The 22,836-nt window shown below is 61.0% G+C and carries 16 protein-coding genes; 10 read left to right on the plus strand and 6 right to left on the minus strand.

Translation table 11 applies throughout. The annotated features are described in order from the left end of the window. Positions 1-29: 29 nt before the first annotated feature. Positions 30-1,442 (plus strand): dihydrolipoyl dehydrogenase family protein, encoded by a 1,413-nt coding sequence (locus ACILSI_RS08495; RefSeq protein WP_395721435.1) that lies wholly within the window; start codon positions 30-32, stop codon positions 1,440-1,442. On the opposite strand, the gene ACILSI_RS08500 is transcribed toward ACILSI_RS08495, so the two are convergent. Beyond that, complete coding sequence (locus ACILSI_RS08500) at positions 1,443-2,288, minus strand: helix-turn-helix domain-containing protein (RefSeq protein ID WP_395721436.1); 846 nt, start codon at positions 2,286-2,288, stop codon at positions 1,443-1,445. A 132-nt stretch (positions 2,289-2,420) separates the two neighbouring features. Here ACILSI_RS08500 and ACILSI_RS08505 point away from each other — a divergent pair, with 132 nt between their 5' ends. The 6 genes from ACILSI_RS08505 (at position 2,421) to hisH (ending at position 11,768) form a co-directional block, all read left to right on the plus strand. Next, positions 2,421-4,583: a PSD1 and planctomycete cytochrome C domain-containing protein gene (locus tag ACILSI_RS08505; RefSeq protein ID WP_395721437.1), complete on the plus strand. Its 2,163-nt coding sequence runs from the start codon at positions 2,421-2,423 to the stop codon at positions 4,581-4,583. A 1-nt stretch (position 4,584) separates the two neighbouring features. Then, positions 4,585-6,000, plus strand: a complete 1,416-nt coding sequence (locus tag ACILSI_RS08510; RefSeq protein WP_395721438.1) for a DUF1501 domain-containing protein — start codon at positions 4,585-4,587, stop codon at positions 5,998-6,000. Between the two features lie 14 nt (positions 6,001-6,014). Next, positions 6,015-9,029: a DUF1553 domain-containing protein gene (locus tag ACILSI_RS08515; protein ID WP_395721439.1), complete on the plus strand. Its 3,015-nt coding sequence runs from the start codon at positions 6,015-6,017 to the stop codon at positions 9,027-9,029. Between the two features lie 13 nt (positions 9,030-9,042). Then, positions 9,043-10,458, plus strand: coding sequence for a DUF1501 domain-containing protein (locus ACILSI_RS08520; protein WP_395721440.1), 1,416 nt, complete (start codon positions 9,043-9,045; stop codon positions 10,456-10,458). A gap of 87 nt (positions 10,459-10,545) precedes the next feature. Continuing rightward, on the plus strand, positions 10,546-11,148 hold the full coding sequence (gene hisB / locus ACILSI_RS08525) for an imidazoleglycerol-phosphate dehydratase HisB (RefSeq protein WP_395721441.1): 603 nt from the start codon (positions 10,546-10,548) through the stop codon (positions 11,146-11,148). Then, complete coding sequence (hisH, locus tag ACILSI_RS08530) at positions 11,148-11,768, plus strand: imidazole glycerol phosphate synthase subunit HisH (protein ID WP_395721442.1); 621 nt, start codon at positions 11,148-11,150, stop codon at positions 11,766-11,768. Before hisB ends, hisH begins: the two co-directional genes overlap by 1 nt. A 46-nt stretch (positions 11,769-11,814) precedes the next feature. Here hisH and ACILSI_RS08535 read toward each other — a convergent pair whose 3' ends face one another. The 3 genes from ACILSI_RS08535 to ACILSI_RS08545 are packed head-to-tail and all read right to left on the minus strand — an operon-like array spanning position 11,815 to position 15,220. Next, a complete protein-coding gene (locus tag ACILSI_RS08535) occupies positions 11,815-13,398 on the minus strand; it encodes an aldehyde dehydrogenase (NADP(+)) (RefSeq protein ID WP_395721443.1) in 1,584 nt (527 codons plus the stop codon). A gap of 44 nt (positions 13,399-13,442) precedes the next feature. Continuing rightward, positions 13,443-14,270 carry a fumarylacetoacetate hydrolase family protein gene (locus tag ACILSI_RS08540; protein WP_395721444.1) on the minus strand — a complete coding sequence of 276 codons (828 nt, stop codon included), beginning with the start codon at positions 14,268-14,270 and terminating at the stop codon, positions 13,443-13,445. Between the two features lie 41 nt (positions 14,271-14,311). Next, on the minus strand, positions 14,312-15,220 hold the full coding sequence (locus ACILSI_RS08545; RefSeq protein ID WP_395721445.1) for a MerR family transcriptional regulator: 909 nt from the start codon (positions 15,218-15,220) through the stop codon (positions 14,312-14,314). A 101-nt stretch (positions 15,221-15,321) separates the two neighbouring features. On the opposite strand from ACILSI_RS08545, the gene ACILSI_RS08550 reads away from it, so the two are divergent. The 3 genes from ACILSI_RS08550 (at position 15,322) to typA (ending at position 19,922) form a co-directional block, all read left to right on the plus strand. Next, positions 15,322-16,728: a nucleoside recognition domain-containing protein gene (locus tag ACILSI_RS08550; protein WP_395721446.1), complete on the plus strand. Its 1,407-nt coding sequence runs from the start codon at positions 15,322-15,324 to the stop codon at positions 16,726-16,728. Further along, entirely contained in the window at positions 16,725-17,984 is a 1,260-nt protein-coding gene (locus ACILSI_RS08555) for a glutamate racemase (RefSeq protein WP_395721447.1), read from the plus strand. Before ACILSI_RS08550 ends, ACILSI_RS08555 begins: the two co-directional genes overlap by 4 nt. A 93-nt stretch (positions 17,985-18,077) precedes the next feature. Continuing rightward, positions 18,078-19,922, plus strand: a complete 1,845-nt coding sequence (typA, locus tag ACILSI_RS08560; RefSeq protein WP_395721448.1) for a translational GTPase TypA — start codon at positions 18,078-18,080, stop codon at positions 19,920-19,922. A gap of 43 nt (positions 19,923-19,965) precedes the next feature. On the opposite strand, the gene ACILSI_RS08565 is transcribed toward typA, so the two are convergent. Both ACILSI_RS08565 and ACILSI_RS08570 read right to left on the minus strand, forming a co-directional pair. Beyond that, complete coding sequence (locus ACILSI_RS08565; protein WP_395721449.1) at positions 19,966-21,117, minus strand: Gfo/Idh/MocA family protein; 1,152 nt, start codon at positions 21,115-21,117, stop codon at positions 19,966-19,968. Positions 21,118-21,147: 30 nt separating this feature from the next. Next, entirely contained in the window at positions 21,148-22,704 is a 1,557-nt protein-coding gene (locus ACILSI_RS08570) for a hypothetical protein (RefSeq protein WP_395721450.1), read from the minus strand. Positions 22,705-22,836: the final 132 nt, after the last annotated feature.

Raw genomic sequence — 22,836 nt, forward strand, 5'->3', positions numbered from 1 at the left:
AACGACTCCCCTCCCCTGCATTTCTCCGCATGTCAGAACACAAGTTTGATTTCGTGGTCATCGGCGGGGGCAGCGGCGGCTACGCGGCGGCCAGAACGGCTCACAGCGCCGGTTTACGTGTCGCAGTGATCGACGGCGCTCAAGAACTTGGCGGCCTCTGCATTCTGCGCGGCTGCATGCCGAGCAAGACGCTCATCGAATCCGCCAACCGCCAGCTCCACATCCGTCACGCCGCCGAGTTCGGCCTTAAAGCCACGTCCCATGGCGTTGATGTGCGCACCATCCGTGATCGCAAGCGCACCCTGATCGCCGACTTCGCCGGTTATCGCCAGGGGCAGCTCGAAGACGGTCGTTTCGTCCTCTATCGTGGTCACGCTCGCTTTTTGAGCCCGCACACCGTCGAAGTCGTCCCGCGTGACGGCTCCGCCAGTTTCCAAATCACCTCACGCAGCTTTTGCATCGCCACCGGCTCTGAGGTTTTCGTGCCCGACGTGCCCGGACTCGCCGAAACCGGCTACTGGACCAGCGATGACGTGCTGGATACCGATTCGCTTCCCAAAACCATCGCCGTGCTCGGCGGCGGGGCCATCGCCCTCGAAATGGCGCACTACCTGGAAGCGATGGGTTGCGCTGTGACGTTGATCCAGCGCAATTCCCAGCTCCTCACCGGCCTCGACCGCGAGTGCAGCGATGTCGTTGCCAAAGCCTACACCGAGCGTGGTATGAGCGTGCATCTCGGCACACACCTCAATCGCATTTCCACTCACGAAGGTCGCAAGCGCATTGAATTCACCACTGACGGACACACGCATGCCATCCGCGTCGATCAAATCCTCCTCGCCATGGGCCGCCAGCCCGAGACACGCGGACTCGATCTCGAAAAAGCGCAGGTGGCGCTGCACAAAGCCAAGATCGTCGTCAACGACCGCATGCAGACCTCCCAGCCGCACATCTTCGCCGCAGGTGATGTGTGCAGCCCGCTCGATGTCGTCCACCTCGCCATCCAGCAGGGTGAAATCGCCGCCCGCAACGCTCATTCTCTTCTGAACAACAAGGCGGCCAACGAAACCATCGACTACCGTCTCCAGCTCTTCGGCGTCTTTTCCCATCCCCAAGTCGCCTGCGTCGGCGCAACGACGGAAAAGCTCAAAAAGGACGACATTCCCTTCCTCAGCGCCAGCTATCCCTTCAACGACCACGGCAAATCCATGGTCATGGGCGAAACCGCCGGCTTCGTGCAGATTCACGCTCACGCCGAAACCGGCGAGATCCTCGGTGCCTGCGTCGTCGGCCCCGAAGCCACCGAACTCATCCACGAAGTCGTCATCGCCATGAACTTCCGCGCCACGGTGAAACAGTTCATGGCGATCCCGCACTACCATCCGACGCTGAGCGAGGTCTGGACTTACCCGGCGGAGGAAATCGCAGACCAACTGTCCTGATCAGCGCCCCTTCCTGTCTCGCTGCCGCTGCCGGAACTCCGACGGGCCGCAGCCGACTTGCCGGGCAAACATGCGGCTGAAGTAATGCCGGTTGGGGAAGCCGAACTCGGCGGCGATTTGATCAATGGTCTTGTCCGTAAGCGCCAAGGCCTCGCCGGAAAGGCGAATGCGTGTGCTCAAGACATAAGCCGCAGGCGTCTGCCCGGTGTGCTCACGAAAGCTGCGGATGAAACGCTCCAAGCTCATACCCGCACGTTCTGCGAGAAAGGGATTCGTCAGTTTGCTGTGCGGCGCACGGGCGATGAGAGCCAACACTTCAACGATACGCTCCGGCAGCGCAGGCGGTGAGTCGGTTTCCAGCGTGGCGAAGACCATGTGCAGCAATGCGGCACTCAGATGATGCAAACGGTGGTCACGAAGATCCGTCGGTGATTCGCGATGCGTGGCGATGAGCTTGGTCAGCATCGCCCGCAGTGAATCATCCGCCGAAATGACGATGGGTGCAGCAGGAATGGACACACCGGGCCGTGCGGTGGTGAAGTGCAACCAGAAGTGGCAGGCCTTCACAGGGCCGCAGCAGTCGAACACCGTGTCCGCCGGGATCAAGACGGCCTTCTTCGGCTCCAGCATGATTTTCTCCCCCTGAAACAGCAGATGGCAGCCAGGCTTGGGATTGTAGTAAAAGCGCCAGAAGGGCGAATCGACTCCCTCATGGTTCCAGTCCTCCAACTGAGGCTGGTAGCCGCTTTCGTGGATCAAAAACGGCGTCCAGCCCGATTTCGCCACGCGAGCGAGATCCACGCCCCAGGGGGTGGTGTAGTTGAGGTATTTGCGGCGGTTGGACATGCGATCGTTGGAATCAGATACGGAGCAAAGTTGTATCCTCCCTGCGCAAAATAGGATCCAGGAGAACTAGGCGCACAATAAGACACAATTGAGCCATGAAACGGCACAGGCAACCAACGTTAATAATAATTGATGCGGACACTCCTTTTGATCCTAACTACGAGTTCAGCCCTCGCTGCGAACCTGCCGCCCGATCATGCGAAGCGCATGGAGCGCGGCCTCAAGCTCTTCGATGGCGAGGTGGCGGCGATTTTGAAGCAAAACTGCCTCAAATGCCATGGCGGCGAAAAGGTGAAGAGCGACTTCGACCTGGCGACGCGCGAGGATTTGCTGCGTGGGGGCTCGCATGGCTCGGTGGTGGTGCCGTTTGATGCGAAGGGCAGTCTTTTGATGGCGCTGATCCGACATGAAAAGGAGCCGATGATGCCGGACAGCAGCCCGAAGCTGCCGGAGGCCGTCATTTCGAAAATCGCGGCCTGGATTGATGATGGCGCGCCTTACTCAGTGCCGCTGGTGGCCGGGAAGAAGCCGAAAAAGGATAGCAGCGTGGTCACAGACGAGGATCGGCAGTGGTGGGCGTTTCAACCGCTGAAGAAGGTGCAGGCGAAAAGCATTGATGAGCTGCTTTTGAAGAATGCGAAGGGCATGAGCTTTGCGCCACCGGCGGATAAGGCGGTGTTGGTGAGGCGGTTGTATTTGGATCTCACGGGGCTGCCGCCGTCGGAGGTTTCTGACACGGCTGACCTACGTGACCTGATTGACGAGTTACTGGCTTCGCCAGCTTATGGGGAGCGCTGGGCACGGCACTGGCTGGATGTGGCGCGGTATGCGGAGAGCACGGGCTTTGAGCAGGACTATGACCGGCCGTTTGCGTTTCATTACCGTGACTTTGTCATCAAGGCGCTGAACTCGGACATGCCGTATGACCAGTTCGTGAAATGGCAGCTCGCGGGCGATGAATACGAGCCGCAAAATCCGCTGGCGCTCGCGGCGACGGGGTTTCTCGGCGCGGGGGTGTTTCCTTCGCAGATCACGGCAAACGAGGTCGAAAGCTCGCGCTACGACGCGATGGATGACATGCTGGGCACAACGGCGAGCGGGATGCTCGGGCTGACGCTGAGCTGCGCCCGCTGTCACGATCATAAGTTCGATCCGCTGCCGACCCGCGACTACTACGCGATGCTGAGCACCTTCACGACGACGACGCGCATGAACGTGGACGTGCATCCCGATGGCAAGGTGACCTCCGCGGTGACAACGATGAATGCGAAAAAGAACACGCCAACCGTCCAAGGCGCGACGCGCATGATGATCTGCGCCGAAGGCTACGATCCCATCGTGATGCACACGCAGGGCGGGCCGTTCTTTGACAAAACGTATGTGCTGAAGCGTGGCAATCCGCTCATGAAGGACGGCGAGGCCATGCAGGGGTTCCTGCAAGTGCTGAGCAAGCCCGGCGACGCGAAGCGCTGGCAATGGCAGCCGCCTGCGGGCGCGAAATCGACTGGCAAACGTCGCTCGCTCTCAAACTGGATCACGGATGTCGATGGCGGCGCGGGTGCATTGCTCGCTCGCGTGATCGTGAACCGGCTGTGGCAGCATCATTTCGGCACCGGCTTGGTGCCCACGCCGAATGACTTCGGCAAGACCGGCACGCCTTGCACGCAGCCCGAGTTGCTCGACTGGCTGGCGGCGAAGCTCATCGAGAACGGCTGGAAGCTGAAACCGATGCACAAACTCATCCTCAGCAGCCGTGCGTGGCAGCAGAGCAGCGCGCGAGATGCGAAAAAGGAGGCCGCTGATCCGGCGAACGGGCTTTTCATGCGCTTCGTGCCGTATCGCCTCGAAGGCGAAGCGATTCGTGACTCGATGCTGGCCGTGAGCGGCGTGCTCGACCCGACGATGCACGGCCCCGGCACGCGCGATGAGAACAGCAAGCGCCGCAGCATCTACTTCAACATCAAGCGCAGCCAGCTCATCGGCAGCATGGTGGCCTTTGACCAGCCCGAACCCCTCGTGAGCCAAGGCGCACGCCCCACCACGACCGTGGCACCTCAGGCGCTCATCTTGATGAACAGCCCGCAGGCCCGCCAATGGGCCGAAGGACTCGCGAAACGCGTTTCAGGTGCCGGTGATGCCGCGAAGCAGATCGCGATGACGTATCGGCATTGTTTTCATCGTGAGCCTAAACCTGCCGAACTGGCCACGGGGCTCGATTTCCTCAAAAGCGGTGCCTCGCTGGCGGATTACTGTCAGGTGGTGATGAGCTTGAATGAATTTGTTTACGTGAACTGATATGAACACACCCACTTATTCTCGTCGTGACATGCTCGCCCGCGCTGGCGGTGGTTTTGGCATGCTGGCCTTCGCTTCGATGCTGGAGGCTGCGAAGAATCCCTTTTCGCCGAAGGTGCCGATGCAGGTCGGTGGCAAGGCGAAGTCGATCATCTGGATCTTCACCAATGGCGGGCCGTCGCAGGTCGATACTTGGGATTACAAACCGGAACTCGCGAAGCGCGACGGGCAAACGTTGGAGGGTTTTGATCCGAAAACGGGCTTCTTTCCCGGCTCGGTGGGCGGTTTGATGAAGTCGCCCTTCGGCTTCAAGCAATACGGCGCGAGCGGCACGTGGTGCAGCGATCTGTTTCCCAAAACGGCGATGCATGTCGATAAGATGTGCTTCATCCACAGTTGCTGGACGGGCTCAAACAACCACTCGCCCGCACTTTTCATGATGAACACCGGAACGACGCGCATGGGCTATCCGTGCGTGGGCTCGTGGGTGAACTACGGCCTCGGCAGCGAGAGCGATTCGTTGCCCAGCTTTGTCGTGATGAGCGATCCGATGAATCGCGGCTTGCCGAAAGGCAGCGCGGCAAACTGGGGCGCGGGCTTTTTGCCGAGTGTGTATCAAGGCACGTGGCTGAAGCCGACTGGCGCACCGATCGACAACCTCGCGGTGCCTGCCTCGCTCACGCCGCAGCGTCAGCGTGCGCAGCTTGACCTCATGGCGCGGCTGAATCGGCAATCACTCGCCGGATCGGCCATCGAGAGCGAATTGAACGCACGCATCGAGAGCTTTGAACTGGCCTATCGCATGCAAACTGCCGCACCGGAGGCTTTTGCGCTCAAAGACGAGCCGGAGCACATCCAGAAGCTCTACGGCGTGAATGAGAAGCACTGCGGCCACTTTGCAAAGCAGTGCCTAACGGCGCGGCGCATGGTGGAGCGCGGTGTGCGCTTCATCCAGATCTACAGTGGTGGCATGGAGAACCAGCAAAGCTGGGACGGCCACAAGGACATCCTCGGCAATCACAGCGGCTTCGCGGCGGAGAGCGATCAGCCCGTGGCCGCGCTCATCAGCGATCTGGAGCAGCGCGGGCTGCTCGACCAGACGCTCATCATCTGGGGCGGCGAGTTCGGTCGTCTGCCCATCGCGCAAAAAGGCGCGCAGCCCGGTCGCGACCACAATCCGCACGCCTTCACCGTCTGGATGTGCGGCGGCGGCGTGAAGGGCGGCTATCATCACGGCGAAACCGACGAGATCGGCTTCAAAGCCGCGATCGACAAAGTCAGTGTGCACGATCTGCACGCCACGATCCTCGCCGCGGCCGGACTCGATCACGAGAGGCTCACCTTCAAGTTCCAGGGCCTCGATCAGCGACTGACCGGCGTGGAAAATCCGAAGGTGGTGAAGGCGGTGTTTGCGTGAGATACTCTAAAGCCATGACGCGCGGCCTTTTTGCCTCTCTCTCCTTGTTATCGCTCACGACTTCCCTTTCGGCGGCTCCCGCCAAGGTGAAGTTCAACCGCGATGTGCGGCCCATCCTGTCGGACAAGTGCTTCTTCTGCCACGGACCCGATCCAAAAAAGCGTGAAGCCGATCTGCGGCTGGATGAGCGCAACGCAGCAGTGGAAGCGAAGGCTTTCGTCCCCGGCAAAGCCGAAGTGAGCGAGATGATCCAACGCATTCTCACCACGGATGCCGATGACCACATGCCTCCGGCCAAATCGAAACTCGGCGACCTTACGGCAGACGAAATCGCCATCTTGAAGCAGTGGATCAATGAAGGCGCGGAGTATGAAGCGCACTGGGCGTTTATTCCGCTCAAACCAGAAGCAACGAAGGCTCAGAGCATCGACAAAATCGTCAGCGCAGGCCTGGAGGAACGCGGATTGAAGCTCCAAGCCGAAGCTTCGCCCGAAACCCTCATTCGACGCCTGAGCTTTGACCTCACGGGCCTGCCACCAACGCCGGAGGAAGTCACTGCCTTTGTCACAGAGCATCAGTTTGATCCAGCATCGAGCCTCCAGCATCTCGTCACGCGCTTGCTGGCATCGCCACACTACGGCGAACGCATGGCGGTGGACTGGCTCGACGTGGCGCGCTACGCGGACAGTTACGGCTTCCAGGTGGATCGCGAACGCGAAGTCTGGCCGTGGCGAGACTGGGTGGTGAAGGCGTTCAATGACAACCTGCCCTACGACAAGTTCGTGATCTGGCAGCTTGCGGGCGATCTGCTGCCGAATGCCACGGACGAGCAAATCCTCGCTACCGCATTCAATCGCCTGCACCAGCAGGAAAACGAAGGCGGCAGCGTGGAGGAGGAGTATCGCGTCGAATACGTCGCCGACCGTGTGCAGACCGTGGCCACGGCATTTCTCGGTCTGACTTTCGAGTGCTCGCGCTGCCACGATCACAAGTATGACCCGATCACGCAAAAGGACTATTACGGGCTGTTTTCGATGCTGCAGAACATCGACGAAGCCGGCTTGTATTCCTTCTTCACGCCTTCGCCTCCGACTCCAGCGATGATGCTGATGGATCAGCCCACGAAGGACAAGATGGCTGCGCTGAAGGCCAAGGTGGCTGACTTGGAGAAAACTCGAAGTGATGCGGGCACTCCTGCCCGCAACGCGTTGGAACTGCGGGCAGGAGTGCCCGCATCACTGGAGGGGCAGATGGCTCACTTCACGTTTGATGAACTGAAGGGCAACAAGCTGGCCGATGCGCTGCATGCCGCACCTCCACCGCAGCCCAAGAAGGACCCGAAGGACAAAGGGCCGCCTGATCCCGCCGCGGTGCTCAAGGGCGAGAACAAGTTGGTGCCCGGCAAACTCGGCAACGCGATCCAGTTCACTGGAGATGACGCGGTGGACACGCCGCTGGGCAATTTCCAGCGCCACGAGCCTTTCAGCGTGTCGCTGTGGATGCAAACGCCGGATGTGAAGGATCGCGCGGTGGTATTTCATCGCTCTCAGGCGTGGACGGATGCGGCGAGCCGCGGCTACGAGCTGCTGATTGAGGAAGGCAAGCTCAAGTGGTCGCTGATTCACTTCTGGCCGGGCAATGCGATCAGTATCCGCACGACGGAGAACATTCCGCTGAAGCAGTGGCTGCAGGTGATCGTGACTTATGATGGCAGCAGCCGGGCGGACGGCTTGAAGATCTTCGTGGATGGCCAACAAGCAGCCGTGGATGTGATCAAAGACAACCTAACGAAAACCATCGCGGGCGGCGGTCATGACAACATCAGCCTCGGCGAGCGCATGCGAGATCGTGGCTTCAAAGGCGGGCTCATCGACGACTTCCGCGTGTTTGGCCGGGATATGACCTCAGAAACGAACGCTGAGCTGCAAAAGGCGCGGGCGGAACTGTTCGCGTTTCAGGATGCGCAGAAGGAACTGATGGTCATGAAGGAGCTGCCGCAGCCGAAGAAGGCCTACGTGCTCACGCGTGGCGAGTACGACAAGCGCGGCGAAGAAGTCGGCCCCACGACGCCTGCTTCGCTGTCACCGTTTCCAAAGAACGCGCCGAAGAACCGTCTCGGCTACGCACAGTGGCTCACTGCGCCGAATCATCCGCTCATGGCTCGAGTCACCGTGAACCGTCTGTGGCAGAGCTTGTTCGGTCGCGGATTGGTGAAGACCACGGAAGACTTCGGCAGCCAGGGCGAGAGGCCGTTGTATCCCGAGTTGCTCGATTATCTCGCCATGAAGTTCATCCAGAGCGGTTGGGATGTGAAGGCGCTGGTGAAGGAGATCGTCACGAGTCAGGTCTATCGCCAAAACAGCTTCGCAGATGCCAAAACGATGGCGGATGATCCCGAAAACCAATGGCTGGCACGCGGTTCACGCTTCCGCCTGCCTGCCGAAATGATTCGTGACAATGCGTTGGCCGCCGCAGGCTTGATCAAACTCACGCTGGGAGGACCACCCGTGCATGCCTATGAGATGTCCGAGGCCTTCAAACCCGTCACCCCTGGCGCAGGCGACACCGTCTATCGCCGCAGCCTCTACTCCAACTGGCGCCGCACCAGTCCGCCGCCTGCGATGGTTGCCTTTGACGCGCCACGGCGTGCCGTGTGCATTTCACGCCGCGAACGCACCGATTCACCGCTCCAGGCGCTCATTTTGCTCAATGGTGTGCAGTATGTCGAAGCCGCACGGGTGCTCGGCGAGAAGCTGCATGTCGAATCGAAGGGGGATGTGCCCAAGATGATCGAACTCGGCTTCCTGCGCTGTCTCAGTCGCAAGCCCGATGCGAAGGAAGCTCAAATCTGCACGCAGCTTTATCATGAACAGCTCTCTCATTTCAAAGCGGTGCCAAAGGAAGCCGAGGTGCTGCTGAAGACGGGCAACGCGAAGCATAATGCTTCGATTCCAGTCCCGGAAGCGGCAGCTGGGGCCGTTCTTGCCCAAGCTTTGCTCAACCACGACGCCTGTGTCGTTAAACGTTAAGCCCCTCGCTCTCATGAACTCACCTTCTTCCACTTTGGATCGCCGCACGTTCCTCAATCAGTTCGGTCTGGGCCTCGGAGGCATCGCTTTGAATGAGATGCTGGCGAAGGCCTCGGACGACCGTGGAGTGCTGGGAGGCACGCATTTCCAGCCGAAGGCGAAGCGGATCATCTACCTGTTCATGTCCGGCGGGCCGTCTCACCTCGACCTGTTTGATTACAAGCCGGTGCTGAACAAACGCCACGGCGAGCAGCTTCCGGACTCGGTGCGCGGCGGTCAGCGCTTAACGGGGATGTCGGGGAATCAGTCGTCGATTCCGATGGTGGGATCGCCGTTCAAGTTCACGCAGCATGGGCAGGCGGGCGGATGGTTCAGCGAGCTGCTGCCGCACACGTCGGGCATCGCCGACGACATCTGCGTGGCGCGGTCGATGTTCACGGAGTCGATCAATCATGGCCCAGGCGTGACGTTTTTCCAGACGGGATCGCAGATCGCCGGGCGGCCGAGCTTTGGCTCGTGGTTGAGCTATGGACTCGGCGCGGAGAATGCGAACCTGCCCTCGTTCACCGTGCTGATCACGAAGGGCAAAGGCGGGCAGCCCCTGGGCTCGCACTTGTGGGGCAGCGGCTTTTTACCGACGAAGCATCAAGGAGTGCTGTTCCGTGCGGCGAAGGATCCCGTGCTCTATCTCGGCAATCCGGCCGGCGTAAGCACGGACAGTCGAAGGCTGATGTTGGATCGCCTGAAAGAGCTGCATGAACATCAGTTTGCCGGCACGCCGGACGCGGAGATTCAGAATCGCATCGACCATTACGAAATGGCGTTCCGCATGCAGACGAGCATTCCGGAAGTGACGGATCTGAGTGACGAGCCGCAGCATGTGCTCGACAGCTACGGACCGGATGTGAAGACACCGGGCACGTTTGCGGCGAACTGCCTGCAAGCGCGGCGTCTGGCGGAAAAGGGCGTGCGTTTCATCCAGCTCTATCATCAGGACTGGGATCATCATGGCGGCCTGCCGGGCGCTTTGCCGAAGCTGTGCAAAGAAACCGACCAGCCTGCCGCAGCGCTGGTCAAAGACCTCAAGCAACGCGGTTTGCTGGATGACACGCTGGTGGTGTGGGGCGGTGAGTTTGGCCGCACGGCGTATTGCCAGGGCAAGATCAGCACGAACTTCGGTCGTGATCATCATCCACGCTGCTTCAGCGCGTGGTTTGCCGGTGGTGGCATCAAGGCGGGGTCGGTGTATGGTGAAACGGACGACTTCGGCTACAACACGATCAAAGACGGCCTGCACATCCACGATTTCCACGCCACGCTGATGCACCTGCTCGGCATCGACCATGAGCGGCTGACGTACAAGTTCCAGGGACGACGTTACCGGCTCACGGACGTGCATGGGCATCTGGTGAAAGGGATTATGGCGTAGAACGAGTTTTCCAACTCGTTCCGAACGAACTGGAAAGTTCGTTCTACGGGTTGCCCAGCACGGCATCTGAGTGTTCATTCGCGGCTCATGAGCCAAGCCAGAACCGCCAAGCAGCACCGCAAAACCGCCGAGACGGACATTGAGATCGAACTCAATGTCGATGGAAGCGGCAAATCGCAGATCGACACCGGAGTGCCGTTCTTCGACCACATGCTGACGCTGTTCTCCAAGCACGGCCTGTTTGACCTGAAGGTGAAGGTCGTGGGCGACATCCAGGTGGACTACCACCACACGGTGGAGGACACCGGCATCGTGCTGGGCAACTGCTTTCGCGAAGCCTTGGGCAACAAGACGGGCATCGTGCGCTACGGCTTCTGGCTGCTTCCCATGGATGAAACGCTCGCCGAAGTCGCGCTCGACCTCAGCGGACGGGCATTCCTGAGCTATCACGCACCGGAGAACGTCGAAGCCATCGGCGGAGTGAACCGATTCAGCTACCAGCTCGTGGAGGAATTTCTGCGCGCTTTCGCGTCGAGCCTGCTGGCCACGCTGCACGTCGAAATTCGCCGTGGTCGCGACGCCCACCACATGGCGGAGGCGATTTTCAAAGGCCTCGCACGCGCGCTGGACGCGGCCACCAAGCATGATCCGCGCGTCACCGGCATCCCCAGCACGAAGGACGTTCTGTGATGAAACTTGGCGTGCTGGATTATGGCGCGGGGAACCTGCGCAGCGTGTTGAATGCCTTCGAGGCCATCGGAGCGCATGCGAATCTCGTCACGAAGCCGGAGGACTTCGGCGGTATCGACGTGCTCGTGTTTCCGGGTCAGGGGGCGTTCGGGGATTCCGTGCGCATTCTGAAGGAAACCGGCCTGTGGGAGCCGCTGCGGACCTGGTTGAAGGCGGAAAAGCCGTATCTCGGCATCTGTCTCGGCTATCAGCTCTTGTTTGAAAGCAGCGAGGAATGCCCCGGTGTCGAAGGTTTGTCCGCTGTGGCCGGCAAGGTGCGCAAATTCGATGCGGCGAGCGGTTTGAAAATCCCGCACATGGGCTGGAACGTGGCGCAGTGGGAAACGAGCCAATCTGCTGTTTGGAACGGCCTGCCGAACCCGACTTACATCTATTTCGTTCACTCCTATTATCCCGAGGTGCAGGATGAATCGCTGGCTCTGTGCCGCACGGATTACGGCGTGAGCTTCATCAGCGGCATCGCAAAGAAGAACCTTGTGGCGGTGCAGTTCCACCCGGAAAAGAGTCAGGAAGCGGGCCTCACCCTGCTGCGCAATGCGCTGAAGGTGCTGGAGCAGTAAAACGGGAGCGCCGACCACATGGACGGCACTCCATAAACTCAGCGACTCAGCGTTTCATCTCGCCATCGACGATGCGCATCGCACCACGCGGATTGGCATCCTTGAGCAGCTCTGGCAGCGCTTCTTCGGGGAAGCCCTGGTAGCTGACCGGACGCACAAAGCGGTAGATGCTCGCGGTGCCGATGCTGGTGAAGAAGCTGTGGCTGGCCGCCGGATACGGGCCGCCGTGGTGCATGGAGGGACAAACCTCAATGCCAGTGGGGAAGCCGTTGAAGATGAGGCGGCCGACTTTTTTCTCCAACACACGCACCAGCGGCGCAAACTCGCGCAGATCCTCAACTGTGCCGTGGATCGTGGCGGTGAGCTGGCCTTCCAGGCTGTTGGCGTAGCGCAGCAGGTCTTCGAGCGTCGCGCACTTCGTAATGATCGAGCAGGGGCCGAAGACTTCGCGGCGCAGCTCAGTGTTCGCTTCGAGCACATCAATGGTCGTGGTGAAAATGCGGCAGGCCGCTTGCGTGGCGGTTTCGCTCGGCGGCGTTTCGGATTGCCCGACGATTTCGAGGCCGTCGATGGTCTGCCACACGGCGGTGCCTGCGTCGTAGGCCTCGCAGATGCCGCGATGCAGCATCGTCTGCGGAGCCACTTTCCCGGCGAGAGCGGCGGCATTGCTAATGAACTGGTTCAATTCGGGGCTTTGCAGGCCCAGCACGACGGCGGGGTTCGTGCAGAACTGGCCCACGCCCATGGTAACGGACTGCACATAGGCTTCCGCGACCTTTGAAGCACGCTCTTTGAGCGCTCCAGGCAGCACAAAAACCGGGTTCACTGATCCCATCTCCGCATAAACCGGAATCGGATGCGGACGCGCCGCGGCAACATCCATCAGCGCACGGCCTCCGCGAAGCGAACCGGTGAAACCGACCGCCTGCGTGAGTGGATGCTTCACCAATGTGGTGCCAATGTCGTTGCCCTTGCCATGCAGCAGGGAGAAACAACCCGCTGGCAGGCCAACCTTGTGCAGCGCATTCACCACCGCACGTCCCAGCATCTCGCAGGTGCCTGGATGAGCCGGATGGCCTTTCACCACGACGGGACAACCCGCCGCCAGCGCACAAACCGTGTCTGTGCCGATCACACCGATGGCGAAAGGAAAATTGCTAGCGCCAAACACGACCACTGGGCCGATTGGCATCATCACACGGCGCACATCCGGCTTTGGCAGCGGCTGGCGGTCAGGAATCGCATGATCCACGCGTGCATCGGCCCAGGAGCCTTCGCGAATCAGCGCCGCGAACAGCTTGCACTGCCCGATGGCGCGTCCGCGCTCGCCGGTGAGCCGGGCCATGGGCAAGGCGCACTCCGCGTGCGCACGTTCGAGCAGCGCATCGCCTAATGCCGTGATTTCATCCGCAATCGCATCGAGCAAAGCCGCGCGCGTCTCCGGCGTGGCGAGTCGCAGCGCGTCGAAGGCTCCTTCCGCCGCCTGCAAGGCTTCATCGGCCTCAGCGTGGCTGGCATCGCCATAAACCGGCTCAAGCTGCTCGCTAGTGGTGGGGTTGAAGGCGTGGAACAAATGAGTTTGCGGGGCGGCTTCGCGGCCTGCGATGAGGTGGTGTCCGGTGAGTGTCATGGGATCAGAGAATGGGAGGGATGGGAAAGAATGAGAAGGATGGATCAGGCCATCGGATTCACGAGTGTGCCGATGCCATCAATGGTGATGTTCACGATGTCGCCGCTTTGCAGCGTGAATTCATCGCCGGGAACGATGCCGGTGCCGGTCATGAGGAAGGTGCCGGTGGGGAAGGTGTTGTCGCGGAAGAGGAATCCGGCGAGTTCACTCGGCGTGCGCTTCAATTGGGACAGTGTTGTCTCGCCTTCAAAGGCGGGAACGCCAGCGCGGTCGATTTGCAGGTGAATGCGGGTCGTGGGCGCGGGCGGCTCGGTTTGAATCAAGATCGCGGGGCCAAGGGCGGCGCAGAGCTTGAAACACTTCGCCTGAGGGAGATAGAGCGGGTTTTCGCCTTCGATGTCTCGACAGGAAAGGTCGTTGCCGACGGTGTAGCCGATGATTTCGCCGCGTGAGTTGATGCAGAGCGTGAGTTCCGGCTCGGGCACCATCCATTTCGAGTCGCCACGCAGATGCATTGGCTGATTCGGGTTGGCGACGCGCTGCGGCGTTGCCTTGAAGAATATCTCAGGGCGTTCGGCGGCGTAAACGCGGTCGTAGAAGCTGCCGCCGCCTGCGTCTTTCGACTCCTCCATGCGGGCGGTGCGGCTGCGGAAATAGGTGACGCCAGCGGCCCACACTTCCTGCGAGACGATGGGGGCCAGGATGCTGTCGGTGGCCGGAGCGTCGATGGCAGGCGATGAGGCGGCGACTTGAGCCAGATAAGCGGCGAGGCCGGTGACTTCGAGCAGCGCGTCCCAGTTCGTTTCGGGGACGGCATGCCAGGTGCCTGCGTTTTGAATGACGATGCCGGAGGTGGTGCGGAAAAGATGCATGGTCGGCAGACTAGATGGCGTCTTGCGCCGCGCAACCCGCGTCATTTCCGAATCTGCAGCAACTCATTGTCCAGACCGTGCAGACAACCGACCCAGCGGATGTCGGCATCGGTCAGCTTCTCCTTGTAACCCGCCGCTGCCCGCCCGCCCACGATCAAGGCCATCGCGGGCGGCAGCAGCTCTCGCATGCGACGCAGCTTTTCCTGAATGACGGGGCAGCCTTCGGGATAAACCACGCTCAGCGCCACGGCGGTGGCCTGACGGGCGAGGGCGCAGGCGGCAATCTCCTCCACCGGCAGATTGGGGCCCATATAAGTGACCCGCCAGCCGAGATCACGCGCCGTGGCGGCCACAATCATGGCACCCAGCTCATGTAACTCACCCGCCGGGGTGGCGACAACGAGTTCCGGCGCATGCGTGGCGACCTGACTGCCCGGCACCGGTGTCAGCAGCAGTTCACGAATCACCGCCGTGGCGATGTGCTCGTGGCTGGGCCGCAGGTTTCCGTGCTGCCAGCTTTCACCGATCTGCACGATGAGCGGGCAAATCACCTGATGCAGCATGCCGCGCTGGCCGAGCTGCCGACGAGCCTGGAGCAGCAGGCGGCGCAGGAGGTCTGAATCATACTTCTTCGACGCGGCAATGGCGGCGTTCACGAACTGCTCCGGCATTTCTAAGTCACCCGCCGGGACCGCCATCGTTTCTGCGGGGATTTTTTTTACCAGCTCTTCCAGTTGCTCAGTGCCCAGCTTCGCCACACCGCCGATGCGGTGCCCGTTCTCCGTGAGCACACGCAGCAATTTCAGCCGTTTGATGGCCTCGTCGCAATACATGCGGCGGTTCGTGTCGGTGCGGCTGGGACTGAGCGCGTTGTAGCGTCGTTCCCAGATGCGGATCACATGGGAGCTGAGACCGCTGAGCTGGCTGGCGTGCTGGATAGAACAGGGCATCGAAAGGAGGTGCCGAATGGCAGTTGCCAAGTGTGGCTGGCACTGGAACGATTACGCATTGCCGCCGCCTCTGGCTACTGTCTTGTCACATTTTCCGCCTCATGCTGAACTACATCTGGGCCTTTCTCCTCCTCACCGGCATGTGCGCCGCCGCTCTGCTGGGCAATGTCTCCGGTGATGGCGGCATCGTCGCGGCCATCCTCTCCAAGTCGAAAGCAGCGGTCATGGACATCGCCCTGCCGCTGGCCGGATTGATGATTTTCTGGCTCGGTGTCATGCGTGTCATGGAAAAAGCCGGGCTGCTGGAGCTGGCCGCCCGTGCCCTCTCGCCCATCATGCGCCGCCTCTTTCCCGACGTGCCCCGCGATCATCCCGCCATGAGCGCCATGATCATGAACCTGGCCGCGAACATGCTCGGCCTTGGCAACAGCGCCACGCCGCTCGGCCTCAAGGCCATGACACACCTTCAGGAACTCAATCCGCACAAGCACACGGCCAGCAACGCCATGGTGACCTTCCTCGCCATGAACACCGCCGCGTTCACGCTCGTGCCCATGACGGCCATCAACTATCTCAACGCCGCCGGGGTCAAAGGCGCACATCAGATCATCGTCCCGACCATCCTCGCCACCGCCTGCACCGTCGTCACCGCCGTGGTCACGGCCAAACTTTACGGCAAGCTGCCCATGTTTGCCATTCAGCCAGATGACAGCGTGGAATCAACCGCCGCAGCCGATCAAACCGCCCCCGTGTCCGAAAAGATCACGCCAAAGCGCCGCTTCTGGCTCATCGCCCTGTTCGTCATCTTCGGTTCGTGCGCTGTGCTCGAGTTCATGCCCGCCACGGCCCGTGAAAGCGTCCTAAAAGCCACCGGGCTCAGCCAAGTTGTCGAAAAAGCGAAGCAGAAGGCCGCGCCCGTCGCCAAAGCCACGCCAAGCCCGGCTGCCGCTGAAGCGCCGCAAATCGAACCCGCGTGGAAACGCTTCATGAACGGCGGATCCGGCCTCGCCATCCCCATCGTGCTCGTCATCACCCTCGGTGTCGGCATGGCCAAGGGCGTGAAGGTTTATGAGGAATTTGTCGAAGGTGCAAAGGAGGGCTTTGCCGTCGCCACGCGCATCATGCCTTTCCTCGTGGCGATGCTGGCCGCTCTGGCCGTTTTCAACAGCTCCGGCATGCTGCTGCTGCTTGAATACATGCTGCGGCCCGTGCTCGGCTTCATCGGCTTCCCGGTGGAGCTACTGCCGATGGCTCTCATGCGCCCACTGACCGGCTCCGGCTCGCTCGGCGTGCTCAATGACATCCTGCTCCGGCCTGAGAGCAGCGAGCTGCTCAAATACACCGCCGCCATCATGTACGGCTCCACCGAGACCACGTTCTACGTCCTCGCCGTCTATTTCGGCAGCGTCGGCATCCGCCGCATCCGCCACGCGCTCGCCGCCGGTCTCACCGCTGATGTCGTTGGCATGGGAATGGCTGTCATCATTGGTCGAATGTTGTTCTCATGAGATTCTTCCTGCCATGGCTGCTCGTCGGCACCCTTCACGCTGCCGACCTCGTCGAACACGCGAGAACGCACCCCGATGGCAAGGCCGCGTTCAGTTTCGATGCCACCGCTTGGAGCGATGACGAAGCCACCCGCTACCTGCCCATCGGTGTGTTCGACTCCGGCATCGGCGGACTGACCGTGCTCGAAGCGCTGCTCACGCTCGACGCCTTCCACAACGACAATCTGCAACCTGGAGCCGATGGCGTGGCCGATTTCGCGCAGGAACGCTTCATCTACTTCGGTGATCAGGCCAATATGCCCTATGGCAACTACTCCGCCGTCCAACGTACCGACTATCTGCGTGAACTGATCGTCAAAGACGCCGTCTTCCTGCTCGGACGCCGATTCTGGCCAGCGGAGGGCAAGGAGCCGCAGTTCAGCAAGCCGCCGGTCAAGGCCATCGTCATCGCCTGCAACACCGCCACGGCCTACGGCCTCGAAGACATCCGCAAAGCCGTCGCCGCATGGAAAATCCCCGTGATCGTCGTCGGCGTCGTCGAAGCCGGTGCTCGTGGCGTGCTTGAATCCAATACCACCGGCGGCATCGGTGTGCTCGCCACGATTGGCACTTGTGCCAGCGGCGTTTATCCGCGCACCATCACTCAAACCCTCGGCCTCGCCGGTCAAAGCGTCCCTGTCATCGCCCAGCAGGGCAGCGCCACGCTCGCCGGAGCCATTGAGGGCGATCCTGCCTTTCCTGACTCCGTGGCCGCTTATGCCTTGAAAGAAGCTCGCTCCCTCGCAGAAGCTTATCGCGACTCCAAACCGACGAAACCGCTGCAAACCATCGTCCTCGGCTGCACGCACTACCCGCTCGCGAAAGATGAAATCGACGCCGCCTTCGATTCACTGCGCCAGGAGCCGGAGTTTCGTGATTGGATCGCCGAACAGCGCCTTTTTGTGAATCCCGCCGAAGCCACGGCCAAGGAGCTGTTTCGAGAGCTTGCCAAGGCACGGCTGCGTTTGAACTCCGATGAGCGCTGCATCCTCGAACACGGCCAGTTCTACCTCTCCGTGCCCCGCGTCGAAGAAGTCGGCATTCAGCTCGCCGCCGATGGCAATCTGGACCGCGATTACAAATACTCGCGATCCCCCGGTCAGCTCGACTTTGAAGACACGAAAAACGTGCCACTCACCCCGGCCCTGATCCCGGCCAGCAGCGCCAAACTGGTGCGTGAGCGGCTGCCTGCGGTGTGGAAAAGCCTGGACCACTGAGTCTTTCAAAGCGGCGAAACCATTGCAGCGAACCGTTTGCCTATCGCCAGGAGGCTGCTACCCTCGCGGCCCCCTTCCCCAGAAAACCTGCCCATGACCCCCGATAAAATTCGCAACATCGCCATCATCGCCCACGTCGATCACGGCAAAACGACGCTCGTTGACGGCCTGCTGCGCTCCAGCGGTAACTTCCGTGAAAACCAGGCCATCGCCGAACGCGCCATGGACTCGATGGACCTCGAAAAGGAAAAGGGCATCACCATCAAGGCCAAGAACACCTCCGTTCACTGGAACGACCACATCATCAACATTGTCGATACCCCCGGCCATGCCGACTTCGGCGGCGAGGTGGAGCGCGTGATGAAGATGGTGGATGGCGTGATGCTCGTTGTCGATGCCTATGACGGCCCCCAGGCCCAGACACGCTTCGTGTTGAAGAAAGCGCTGCAGCAGGGCATCAAGCCCATCGTGCTCATCAACAAGATGGACCGCCCGAACATCGACCCGCAGAAGGTTCACGACAAGGTACTGGAGCTTTTCCTGGAACTCGACGCCACCGAAGATCAGTTCAACGCAGCCTTCCTCTACGGCAGCGCCCGCGCTGGCTGGGTGACCGACTCTCCCACTGGTGAGCAGCATGACATGACCTTCCTGCTGGGCAAGATCGTGGAGCACATCCCGGCGCCGAAGGCGGAAGTCGAAGGTAGCTTTGAAATGCTCGTCTCGAACATCGACTGGGACAATTTCGTGGGCCGTGTGGCCATCGGCAAAGTCACCCGTGGCAGCGTGAAGCTGGGCGACCGTGTGTTCCTGCTGGGCAAGACGCCCGAGGAAAAAGCCAAGCCGGTAAAGGTGACGAAGGTGTTCCAATACACCACACTGACCACTGGCGAGTCCGTGGAAGGCACCGCAGGCGACATCGTGGGCATCAGCGGCTTTGAAGATGTGGACATCGGTCAAACCGTGGCTGGAGCGGCAGATGCTCCATCCCTGCCCTTCGTCGCCATCGACCCGCCGACGATTGTGATGCAGTTCGCCGTGAATGACGGCCCGCTGGCCGGACGCGAAGGCGAGCACGTCACCTCCCGCAAGATCCGCGACCGTCTGGACCGCGAGCAGAAGATGAACGTGACGATCAGCGTCAAAGACACGGACACCGCCGGTATTTTTGATGTCAGCGCCCGTGGCTCGATGCAGATCGCCGTGCTCGTCGAGCAAATGCGCCGTGAAGGCTTCGAAGTGCTCGTGTCCCGCCCGATGGTGATCATGAAGCGCATTGATGACGTGCTCTGCGAGCCGTTTGAGACGCTCTACGTCGATGTGCCGGATGAATACCTCGGCAACGTGATGAAATCGATCTCCGAGCGCAAAGGCAAGATCGAGGACATGAGCGCGCACAGCGGCCGCACCAGTCTCCAGGCTTACGTCCCCACGCGCGGCTTGATCGGCTTCGAGTTTGATCTGATGAACCAGACCAGCGGTCATGGAATCCACAGCCATCTCTTCAGAGAATACGCCCCGCATGCCGGGCCGATGCAGACGCGCTCGACCGGCACGCTCGTCAGCACCGAAGGCGGCGAGGCCACCAGCTATGCTCTGGATACGATCCAGATTCGCGGCAAGCTCTTCATCGGCCCCGGAGAACTCGTCTATGACGGCATGCTCATTGGTGAAAACCCACGTGCGGACGACCTGCCAGTGAATCCGACACGCAGTAAAAACCTAACCAACTTCCGCGAAGCCGGCGGCACCAAGGCCATCGCGCTCTCGCCACCCGTCCGCTTCAGCCTGGAGCGCGCCATCGAATACATCGCCCCCGATGAGCTGGCCGAATGCACACCGAAGAGCATCCGCCTGCGCAAGCGCACCCTCGACAGCAGCCAGCGTCAGCGTGAAAAGAAGAAGACCGAAGCGCAGTTGGAAGGCAGCGGCGCATAGCCCCCTTCCCACTGCGAACGTGCGGTGAGCCGGAACTCCCGGCTCACAGTGCCGTCACCGGCAGCCACTTCCGCTCCGCCCAGCTTTGCAGGCCGAGTTCGGCGAGTTGCACGCCTTTCGCGCCTTCGCGCAGCGTCCACGGGAAGGGCGTGTCGAGCACGACGTGGCGCAGGAAGTCCTCCCACTGGATTTTGAAGGCGTTGTCATAGGTCGTGGCGTCGGGGACCTTCTGCCAGCCTTCGAAGAAATTGATCGGCTGCTGGATGTCGGGGTTCCAGATCGGGCGCGGCGTGATTCCGGCGCCTTGCACCCAGCAATCGCGCAATCCGACGATGGCGCTGCCGTGGGTGCCATCGACCTGCATCGTGAGCAGGTCATCGCGGCGCACGCGCACGGTCCACGAGCTGTTGAACTGGCAGATCACGCCGCCTTCGCATTCAAAGGTCGCGTAGCAGGCGTCGTCGCTCGTGCAGTCGTATTTTTTGCCGTGCTCATCGACGCGCTGCGGGATGTGCGTGGCGCCCATGCAGCTCACGGCCTTCACTTTGCCAAACAGATTGTCGATCACGTAGCGCCAGTGGCAGAGCATATCGACAATGATGCCACCGCCGTCCTCCTTGCGGTAGTTCCACGACGGACGCTGCGCAGGCTGATCCGCATCCAGGCCGGTGAAGACCCAGTAGCCGAATTCGCCGCGCACACTCAAGATGCGGCCGAAGAAGCCCTGATCCTTCAGTAGCTTGAATTTGCGGATGCCACTCAGCCACAGCTTGTCCTGCACCACGCCGTTCTTCACGCCCGCGTCCTCGCACAGCTTGGCAAGACGCAGCGCCTCGGCAGTCTCCACCGCGGTCGGTTTTTCGCAGTAGATGGCCTTCTTCGCCTTCACGGCCTTCTCGACAAAGCCTGCGCGTTGCAGCGTGCCGCTGGCATCGAAAAAGATCTCGTCATCCGCATTCGCGAGCGCCGCATCGACATCCGTCGTGAAACGCGTCACGCCCGTGCGTGCCGCGAGAGCCGCGAGCTTGTCGTGATTGCGACCTGTGAGGATGGGATCAGGCATGATGACGAGGTCATCGCCCACTTTGAGCCCGCCTTGATCGCGGATCGCCTTGATGGAGCGGATGAGGTGCTGATTGGTGCCCATGCGTCCGGTGACGCCGTTCATGATGATGCCGATTCTGCGTGTTTTCATAGGAGGTGTGTGGATGGAAAAAGGTGAGGGTTACTGAGGTTGCTTGATGCGCAGCACGCGATGATTGCGCGAGTCGGCGATGTAGATGTCGCCGGTTCTCGGATGGGTGACGACGCCATGCGGTTCACCGAGGTGGGCCTGCAAAGCAGGGCCGGGCACGCCAGCGTCGCCTTTCTCGCCGACTCCGGCGAGCGTGAAGAGCCTTCGCTCGACCACGATGAACTTGCGGATGAGATGATTGCCCGCGTCGGCAATGAGGATGTTGTCATCGCGATCCGCCCACAGGTGCTTCACGCCTTTCAGCGTCGGCGCGGCGGTGGGATCATTCAGCACGGTGATCTTGCCATCGGTGCTCAGCATGCGCACGCCGCGGTCTGTGGCCGTGAAGAGATTGCCCTTCGAGTCCACGGCCATGGCGCGGCTGCCGCCGAAGCCGGGCACGGTGGTGATGATGCCGGTCTTCATGTCCACCACGCGGATGACTTTGCTGAAACCGCCGAGGCAGAGCTTCGTGAAGTCATGGTTGAAGCACAGGCACGCGAGGCCATCGAGTCCGGCGCTCGTTGCGGGGCCGCCGTCGCCGCTGAGATCCTTGCTGCCATTGCCGGCGAAGGTGGTCACGAGGCCGGTTTTGGCATCCACACGACGCACGGCGTAGTGGTAGGTGTCTGCGATGAAGAGGTTCCCCTCCGCATCCGCGACGAGATTGTGCGGCGCGATGAAGCTCGCGTCCTTGGCGGGGCCGTGGTCACCAGCGGGCGCGTTTTTGCCCTTCGCAGATGTCACGACGGTGAGCGCACCCGTTTTCGCATCCACACGCAGCAGGCGATGCGTTTCCTCGCAGATGAACATGTTGTCCTGCGGATCAAAGGCGATGCCAAAGGGCTGCGTGACCTTGCATTGAGTCGCGGGTGCATTCTCGACCATCGTGCCACCACCGGCGACGACTTCGATCTGCTGAACGGACTCCGTCGCGGCGGTGATGGTCACCTTCCGAAAGGCACCGAGATCATCGAATGAGCCAAAGCCGATGCGCCCTTTGCCAAACGTCGTGTCGGAGGCTTCGAGCACGAGTTCATTCTCAAACCACACCTGGATGCTGCCGGTGGAAGCATCGCGCACCAGTTTGATGGGATGCCAATGCCCCGGCTTCCACGGCAAAGCCTTCGCGCGATTCGTCGTTATGGCTTTGCGGTCCGCCTGGTTCACCACATGCACTTGCAGATGCACGCCGTCCGCCGTTTCGCCGAGGTGGGCGTAGTAGAATTCAGACTCACCGCGTCCCCCGAAGGCGATACACACATCGTTGTTGCCCTTGTTGAAGACATCGAGCCGAGCTTCACAGGTCAGCGTGAACGATCCAAACTCCGCACCGCCGAACCACGCCAGATTGAACGGCCTGCGCACCTTCGGCTTGTATTGCGAAGGCTTTTTCAGCACGAGCGTGGTCGCATCGCCCTCACCCTGCCATTCCCAGGCGGCGGGGTCTTCGAGCTGCCACTGATCACGCTGCTGGAGCGGCTGCTCCGCCAGCAACGAGCTGGATGCGATGAAGCCAAGAATGAGTATGATGGTGTGTTTACGCATAAAGCCGTGCGTAGCTGGAGGCGATTTGATCGAGGAACTCGCCCTGATCGCCGCTCCACCATTTGTGGGAGAAGATTTCGACCTCGCGATGGCCGGTGAAGCCGGTGGCGTCCACCCAGTCGCTGATTTCGC

Source organism: Prosthecobacter sp. (assembly GCF_044232965.1).
In the GTDB taxonomy this organism is placed as follows: Bacteria; Verrucomicrobiota; Verrucomicrobiia; order Verrucomicrobiales; family Verrucomicrobiaceae; genus Prosthecobacter.